Raw genomic sequence first — 8,238 nt, forward strand, 5'->3', positions numbered from 1 at the left:
TTCTACTTCTTCTAAGTTGTAGCAGTGTGTTATAGGTCGTCCAGCCAAAAATCAAACAAGACATGATCTTAGTCATAAGAAACTCACTTTTTATCCAGTATCATCGAGACGCACTGGACTTACTTTTTTCTAGTAAAAACTATATAAGTGACCTATCCGATGACACAAAATATAAACTCTATTACCTTCGATATGGTCGACACAGCAATCACAAGAGTAGAACACGCTAACCATATCAATTTGGAAGCACTCAAAAACACACTGAGTGTTAACCCTGATCAGGCAGTAGAGATGTTCAACTCTTTGGTTTGCATAGACTCTATCGATGACAAATTTAAGCAAATCATGAATAGCTACCCACAGCTACTAGATAACGCTCAGCACCTTTTAGAAACCTCTATTTTGCTGAGTTAGTCAATTTGCCGTTTGAAATCATGAAAAAGCTCTCTATTTAGAGAGCTTTTTTGTGGCCGTTATTTAAAACTATCGTATCGTAGAACGCTCGAAACGTACGGTTATTTAATTAACCGAACAAGTAGTGAACCCGGTGCTCTTACCGACTCTACATTGTGACTGATCACCACGCCGTCTGAAGGTGACAAGTACTCTTCGATAACATCACCAAAACTGTTGTATTGCGTCGCTATTTTTTGACCCTCGGATATCTTATCGAGCAACTCAACATGGCAGATCACAAACCCACCTTGATTCGCTCGAATACTGACAATTTGCTCGCCCTCTGTACAAGGTAGAGTTTGCGGCACCACTTCACCATCAATTAACTGATACGATCGCAGAATATTCAGCACCCCATCTACCGCACGTTGCACCATGTCTAGGTCAGAATAGCGCCCGACTCCAACTTCAATCGTAATTGAGGGAATGTCTGCTCGGTTATACACAGTTTCAAGAATGCCTGGGTCTCCTGGGTCGTTTAAAATCACATCAGGGTTCAGCAGACGCGCCATTCGAATGGCGTCATCAAGTCGATAATCGGCAAACACATACAGTGGATACGCCGAGCCCGAAGTTTGGGAATGCAGATCAATGGCCAGATCGGCGTTGGGCTGAAGAAGGTTGGTCCAAAGGCTGTGCGCAAAACGATTCGCATCATCGCCATCTGGGCTGCCGGGAAAAACGCGATTCAAATTCGAGGTGGAACTATCCGGAGCAGCGGAGTGGTAATCACGACTGTGGCGCGCGATCCCAGACAGGTTCACTGTCGGCACAATGGTGACCGTACCGGCATTCGTTTTACCAATCAGCTCTCTAGCCAACTGCTGAGCCGTTAGGATCCCGTTTTGCTCATCACCATGGATACCAGCGGTAATCATAATTCGTTTTCCAGGGCGAGAGCCCTTGAACACACGAACGGGCAACGTCTGGGGATGACCTATGGCGTCGGTGGCGACCGCAAACCAAAATTTATGCTCACCCGGCTCTAAACCTTCCACATCCAGAGCTTGTATCGTTGGATACATAGGCACAATACATTGGTTGAGTGGTTTAGACATAGTAACTCCGGCGCTGGCACAAAGCGTCATCATAACATTGATATAACACCAGTACAGTGCTGAATCATCGAATTACATCTTCCCTCACTATTGGAACCATGGTGGCAGAACTAGTTGATAAGACTGAGTTTAAGTTACGTATGGAGACGATAAAAACGCTGCATAAAGGCGGCAGAGTCACTGCCGCCGTTTTATTATGCTAACAGGCAAGATACCGAGTGCGCTTCGTCACCAGTTAGTATCGGCTTTTCCTTGGCGCAGGTTTCATTGGCTAGTGGGCAGCGAGTACGGAACACACAACCTGAAGGTGGATTGATTGGAGAAGGCAAATCCCCTTCCAACATCTCGATGGTTTTCGAGCGCTCAATGTGAGGATCTGGTATTGGTACCGCTGACATCAAAGCTCGAGTATAAGGGTGCTTTGGCTCAGCAAACAACGCCTCTGACTCTCCCAACTCTACCGCGTTTCCTAAATACATCACCAACACTCGGTCTGATATGTGTTTGACTACTGACAGATCGTGAGCAATAAAGACCAAACTCAGTCCTAGTTCCTTTTGTAGTGCTTTCAATAAATTCACTACCTGTGCTTGAATCGATACATCCAATGCTGATACTGGCTCATCGCAGATGATCATCTTGGGACGCAGAATCAGTGCTCGGGCGATACCGATACGCTGACACTGACCACCAGAAAACTCATGGGGGTAGCGATTAATCACATTAGGTAATAAACCGACTTTCGCCATCATTTCTTTAACGCGTTGCTTCACTTCTTGTTTGCCAAGCTCAGGATAAAATGTCTCTAGGGGCTCAGCAATGATATCTCCTACTGTCATGCGAGGATTGAGAGACGCCAACGGATCTTGGAAAATCATCTGGATTTCCTTGCGCGTTTCCCTGCGCTGCACAGAGTGCATTTTAGTAAGGTCATTCCCAAGCCAGACCACCTCACCATCTGTAGCTTCAACTAAACCAATTATCGCTCGTGCGAATGTGGATTTACCGCAACCTGACTCACCCACTACTCCGAGCGTTTCTCCTTCATAAAGACGGACATTGACTCCATCGACCGCTTTCAACTGAGAAGCCTTACTCCAAGGCCATGCGGATTTCGAAGCAATGCTGAAGTGTACTTTGAGCTGTTTTACATCTAACAGCAGGTTTTTGTTATCTTTCATAGCATTCATTTGGTCCAAGTCTCCCAATCAGAGAAGCAGGCTCGCTGGCGATTATCGGCAAAGTTCTCTAACGCTGGCGCCGTAACGCTGCACTGTGGAATAGCACGATGGCAACGTTCTTGATAAGGACAGCCCGGTGGTAAGCGAAGCAAGTTAGGTGGATTGCCGGGAATAGTAGGGAGTCTCTCCCCTTCCGTGTCCAATCGAGGAATAGCCTTGAGCAGGCCCTCTGCATAAGGATGACTTGGGTTATAGAAAATATCATCCACAGTTCCATACTCCATGGTACGGCCTGCATACATAACCAATACCTTGTCGCAGGAACCAGCGACTACACCCAAATCATGGGTAATCATAATGATCGCCGTATTGAACTCAGTTTTCAGCTCATTCAATAGGTCCATGATCTGTGCTTGAACTGTTACGTCCAACGCAGTGGTGGGCTCATCGGCGATCAACAGCTTAGGGCGACACAACAGAGCCATGGCGATCATCACGCGTTGGCGCATACCTCCTGAAAATTCATGAGGGTACATCGAGATACGCTTACGGGCTTCAGGAATCTTCACCGCCTCTAGCATGCGCACAGATTCTTCAAGCGCCTCCGTTTTACCCATCCCTTTGTGCAGCATCAGGACTTCCATCAATTGGTCACTGACCTTCATGTATGGATTGAGAGAAGTCATTGGGTCTTGGAAGATCATTGCAATCTGTTCTGCACGAACTTTATTCAGTTCTTTTTCAGACAGATTAAGAATTTCACGACCTTCAAATTTAGCACTACCAGAGACAATGCCATTTTTTGCCAGTAAACCCATAATCGAGAAAACGGTTTGTGACTTACCGGAACCAGACTCGCCGACGATCCCCAACGTTTCGCCTTGGTTTAACGCGAAGTTGAGGTCATTCACTGCCGTCACTAAGCCATCCTGCGTCTTAAACTCAACTCGCAGATCTTTTACATCTAATAAACTCATTATTTTTCCTTAGTCACGACTATCTGTCTTTCGGATCCAGCGCGTCACGAAGACCATCGCCAACGTAGTTAAAGCAAAATAGTGTGACCACCATGAAAATAGCAGGGAAAGTCAGTTGCCAAATAGCCACTTCCATTGTCTGAGACCCTTCCTGCAGCAGCGCCCCCCAACTTGTCATTGGCTCTTGCACGCCTAATCCAAGGAACGATAGGAACGACTCGGTTAAAATCATGCTCGGAATAAGTAGTGTCGAATAAACCGCAACAATACCCAATACATTCGGCACAATATGGCGTGTAATGATTCGCCAGTTGCTCACACCACTGACATGAGCTGCCTCGATAAACTCTTTACTACGAAGACTTAACGTTTGACCACGTACTATTCGGGCCATGTCCAACCATGCAATTGCGCCGATAGCGACAAAAATCAGCACGATGTTGCGACCAAAGAAGGTTACTAACACGATCACCAGAAACATAAATGGCACTGCATAGAGAATTTCAAGCACACGCATCATCACGCGGTCCACTCTGCCTCCGATAAATCCAGAGGTCGCCCCATACAAAGTCCCAATAAGCACAGCAACCAGAGCACCGAGCACACCAACCATCAATGAAATACGCCCACCGATTAGCGTTCGCACATAGAGATCTCGTCCTAGGCTATCTGTCCCAAACCAGTGCTCTGCACTTGGTGCAGCGTGCATGGCATACCAATCCGTATCATCAAAGGTGTAACTTGCAACCATAGGAAGGAAAATCACTGCCATGGTCATTACAAACAGAATCAACAAACTCACCATCGCAGCTTTGTTTCGCATAAAACGAATTCGCGCGTCTTGCCACAAACTTCGACCTTCAATTTCTAAACTTTCTGAAAACTTCTCGACAGCTTCCAAGTTTTCTTTTTTCGTTAGCATCACTCACTTCCTCAGTAACGAATTTTCGGGTCGATCATCGCAAGCAAAATATCCACGATGGCGTTGAATAGAATGAAGAGGAAACCAATCAGAATGGTCACTCCCATCACTAACGAATAGTCTCGATTAAAAGCCGCGTTAACAAACAGCTTGCCGATACCCGGTAAGCCAAAAATAGTTTCGATAACAACGGAGCCAGTAATAATGCCGACAAAAGCAGGCCCCATATACGACACTACAGGCAGTAAAGCAGGCTTTAACGCATGCTTAAGAACGATGTAGGAATAACTCAGCCCTTTGGCTCGCGCTGTACGAATGAAATTACTATTGAGCGTTTCTATCATGCTGCCTCTAGTGATACGAGCGAAGGTCGCCACATACAAAAGCGACATCCCGATAACGGGTAGTACAATGTACTTCAGACCACCGTCGTGCCACCCCCCTGCTGGAAACAGGTGCCAGTGCAGTGAGAACAAGTAAATCAGTGCCGGAGCTAACACGAAGGATGGCATCACGACACCTAACATCGCGGTCGACATAATGGTGTAATCGACCCAGGTATTTTGCTTTAAGGCGGCAATCGTACCGACTGTGACTCCCATAATGAGGGTAAAGATAAACGCGACTAACCCCACTTTCGCCGATACCGGCAGTGCCACAGCGATCAATTCGTTAACCGTGTAATCTTGATACTTGAATGAGGGACCAAAATCTCCATGGAGGACATTAGATAGGTAGGTCGTGTACTGCTCAAATACTGGCTTGTCTAGGCCATATTTAGCTTCAATATTTGCCATGACTTCAGGGGGAAGTGGGCGTTCACTTGAAAAAGGGTTACCCGGTGCAAAACGCATCAGAAAAAAAGATACGGTGATCAACACCAATAACGTTGGTATTGCTTCCAATATCCGCTTCATGATGAACTTAATCATAAACGTGTCCAGTTTGAAATTATGAATAACAGAAGGACACTGCATGTACGATCACATACAGAGTCCTTGCTGACTTTTTAACAATGATTACTTAGCTTTGATGTAAAGGTCTTTTGCGTAGATCTTGTCTTCCGCGTTCCCTTCGGGATAACCGCCAAGTTGAGGTGAAACGAGACGTGTCGTCACGTATTGATAGATTGGAGCTAAAGGCATGTCTTTCGACAGTTGTGCCTCTGCGTCATAGTAGAGCTGAGTGCGCTCAGACTCGGATTTTGAGTTGAGGGCTTTGTCGATAATGGCATCATAAGCTGGACTCTTATAATGAACACCACCATTGACGTTATCGCTCATCATCAAAGTTAAGAAGGTCGATGCTTCGTTGTAGTCTCCACACCACGCAGCACGCGTGACGTCAAAGTTGCCTTGGTCCCTACTCGCTAGGTAAGACTTCCATTCTTGGTTCTCCAGGTGAACATTAACCCCGAGTTTTTTCTTCCACATCGACGAAATAGCTACCGCAATTTTCTTGTGATTTCCCGACGTGTTATACAGCAGGCTGAAATCTAGCGGGTGGTCTTTATCGTAACCAGCCTCTGCCAGCAACGCCCGCGCTTTCTCATCTCTTTGTTTTTGCGTTAGCTTGCCGTATTCCGGCAATTGTGGCGAAAATCCCGCGGTGATTTCTGGCGTTAGGAAGTAAGCGGGTTTCTGTCCCTGCCCTAAAATGGCTTTAGTAATAATGTCACGGTCAATAGCATAAGACAGTGCTTTGCGGACTCTTACATCGTTAAACGGTGCTTTCATTGCGTTGAACTGATAGTAATAGCTGCATAAGTTGCCCTTGATGGCGACATCCTGCGGATACTCTTTTTGAAGGCGATGGAAATGCTCGTTTGGCACTTCGTTGGTCATCTGAATTTCACCCGACAGGAAACGGTTCATTTCAGCGACTTGATCCTCAATAGGCAAGAAAGTGACTTTGTTTATCACTGTGTGTTCATTATCCCAGTAATTAGGATTTCGCTTCAGCTCTAATCGCTCATTCACCACCCACTTTTCCGGAAGGTATGCGCCATTACCAACAAAGTGCTCCGGTTTGGTCCACTTCTCGCCCCATTTTTCAATTGTCGCTTTATGTACAGGCATCATAGTGGTGTGAGCCAACATCTTAACGAAATAAGGTACTTCGGTATCCAATGTGACTTTCAGTGTGTAGTCGTCAACGGCCTCAACACCTAATTCAGATATATCTTTCTTACCTTCAATAATATCTTGCGCGTTTTTCATCTTGGTTGAGGAAAGATACCAAGCGTAAGGTGACGCAGTTTTCGGATCCACTGCTCGGCGGAAACTGTAGACGAAATCTCCCGCGGTCACAGGATCGCCATTGGACCATTTAGCATTGTGACGGAGGTGGAAAGTGAAGGTCTTATTGTCAGGAGTATCCCAAGATTCGGCCACACCCGGAATGGTTTCACCATTGGCATCCTGTGTCACCAGACCTTCCAACAAATCACGAATGACGTTTGACTCTGGAACGCCTTCTGACTTTTGAGGGTCAATGGTTGCCACTTCGGTACCGTTACCTCGTACAAATTCTTGTTTTTTTGCTAGTTTAGTTCCGGCTGGAACGTTAGCTGCATAGGATGACTGAACAATAGTAGAGCTAAGTATGCCCGTACTAATTAGTAGTGCTATTTTCGTTTTATTAATAGTTAACATGTTGTGCCTGCATCTTTTTATTGTGATTAAACTGGAGAATTAACTCCGTTTGATTCAAAAGTATTTTTTACGCAAAGATGTAACACAAAAAGATAATTCTTATTCACATTAAAGAAATTTGATAGATAGGTAACGTTTTTATCACATTATATTAATGTCAAACAGCACCTATAAATCATTCTATTATCATAGAAATTGTTTTACTTTATCTATATCTGCTTGGAATGAATCAGCACCGATAATAGTGACTACTTGCTCAATAACTTTGATTTCTTCAGGGTCAAATGTATGGTGTGGATCGACTAAGTTCCATACATGAAGAGGACTTGGAGACCATCGCTTGAACAAGCAGTCTAGAGCTTGCTCTTGGCTTCGGGTGAGTTGTTTATGGATATTTTTAGCACCTTTATGCCTCAAAGGGCCGTTAATGTAGACATCTGCCATATGAAGCATCAATCTTATTCGTGTTGTTTCGAACATTATTTCTAATTTCCTGCAGTGCTCTACGACTTATTACACACAACAAAATATCCGTCATTGTCCATTTATAATGAGCAATGTCTAGATAACATACTTTCTCAAAAGGTTAATGTGAATCGTGGATAAATTATTCGCTGTTATTTTCTGATATATTGCTTTTAATTAGGCAAGAGATAAGATATTTCCATCGAAAGGTAATCTTATTTAGAAACTGATCATTCTAGGCATACACGAGCGGTTAAATAATATTAACACTATAAAGGTAAATGTGGCTCAAAAAATCACATTCATAATGTGTATTGATGAGAGGGATGACTGTCGATTCTTGAGGCAGGTTGTACGGCATAAGAGAAACATCTCACTTCTTATACCGTACAAAAGCACTTACGCCAGTAGCGATTTCGCAGTCGCTACAACGTTTTCAGTTGTGAAGCCAAACATCTTAAACAGCTCACCCGCTGGCGCAGATTCACCGAATGTTGTCATGCCGATAATCTTGCCACCGAAGCC

Annotated in this window: 8 protein-coding genes; 1 reads left to right on the forward strand and 7 read right to left on the reverse strand. The window is 44.8% G+C overall.

The window, feature by feature from the left end; translation table 11 throughout:
* Nucleotides 1-159: 159 nt before the first annotated feature.
* Nucleotides 160-414 carry a hypothetical protein gene (locus L2W36_RS21140; RefSeq protein WP_006071801.1) on the forward strand — a complete coding sequence of 85 codons (255 nt, stop codon included), beginning with the start codon at nt 160-162 and terminating at the stop codon, nt 412-414.
* Nucleotides 415-515: 101 nt separating this feature from the next.
* On the opposite strand, the gene L2W36_RS21145 is transcribed toward L2W36_RS21140, so the two are convergent.
* The 7 genes from L2W36_RS21145 to L2W36_RS21175 form a co-directional block, all read right to left on the reverse strand.
* Nucleotides 516-1,514 carry a succinylglutamate desuccinylase/aspartoacylase family protein gene (locus L2W36_RS21145; RefSeq protein WP_236111531.1) on the reverse strand — a complete coding sequence of 333 codons (999 nt, stop codon included), beginning with the start codon at nt 1,512-1,514 and terminating at the stop codon, nt 516-518.
* A 194-nt stretch (nt 1,515-1,708) separates the two neighbouring features.
* Nucleotides 1,709-2,695: a murein tripeptide/oligopeptide ABC transporter ATP binding protein OppF gene (gene oppF / locus L2W36_RS21150; RefSeq protein ID WP_275664854.1), complete on the reverse strand. Its 987-nt coding sequence runs from the start codon at nt 2,693-2,695 to the stop codon at nt 1,709-1,711.
* Between the two features lie 5 nt (nt 2,696-2,700).
* A complete protein-coding gene (locus L2W36_RS21155; protein ID WP_236111532.1) occupies nt 2,701-3,672 on the reverse strand; it encodes an ABC transporter ATP-binding protein in 972 nt (323 codons plus the stop codon).
* 19 nt (nt 3,673-3,691) lie between these two features.
* Nucleotides 3,692-4,594 carry an oligopeptide ABC transporter permease OppC gene (gene oppC, locus L2W36_RS21160; protein ID WP_171392501.1) on the reverse strand — a complete coding sequence of 301 codons (903 nt, stop codon included), beginning with the start codon at nt 4,592-4,594 and terminating at the stop codon, nt 3,692-3,694.
* 11 nt (nt 4,595-4,605) lie between these two features.
* Complete coding sequence (gene oppB, locus L2W36_RS21165) at nt 4,606-5,526, reverse strand: oligopeptide ABC transporter permease OppB (protein ID WP_031495785.1); 921 nt, start codon at nt 5,524-5,526, stop codon at nt 4,606-4,608.
* 87 nt (nt 5,527-5,613) lie between these two features.
* Nucleotides 5,614-7,248, reverse strand: a complete 1,635-nt coding sequence (locus L2W36_RS21170) for an ABC transporter substrate-binding protein (RefSeq protein ID WP_006071812.1) — start codon at nt 7,246-7,248, stop codon at nt 5,614-5,616.
* 186 nt (nt 7,249-7,434) lie between these two features.
* Nucleotides 7,435-7,728: a hypothetical protein gene (locus L2W36_RS21175; protein ID WP_006071813.1), complete on the reverse strand. Its 294-nt coding sequence runs from the start codon at nt 7,726-7,728 to the stop codon at nt 7,435-7,437.
* Nucleotides 7,729-8,238: the final 510 nt, after the last annotated feature.

The organism is Vibrio sp. McD22-P3, from assembly GCF_021568915.1.
Lineage (GTDB): Bacteria > Pseudomonadota > Gammaproteobacteria > Enterobacterales > Vibrionaceae > Vibrio > Vibrio mediterranei.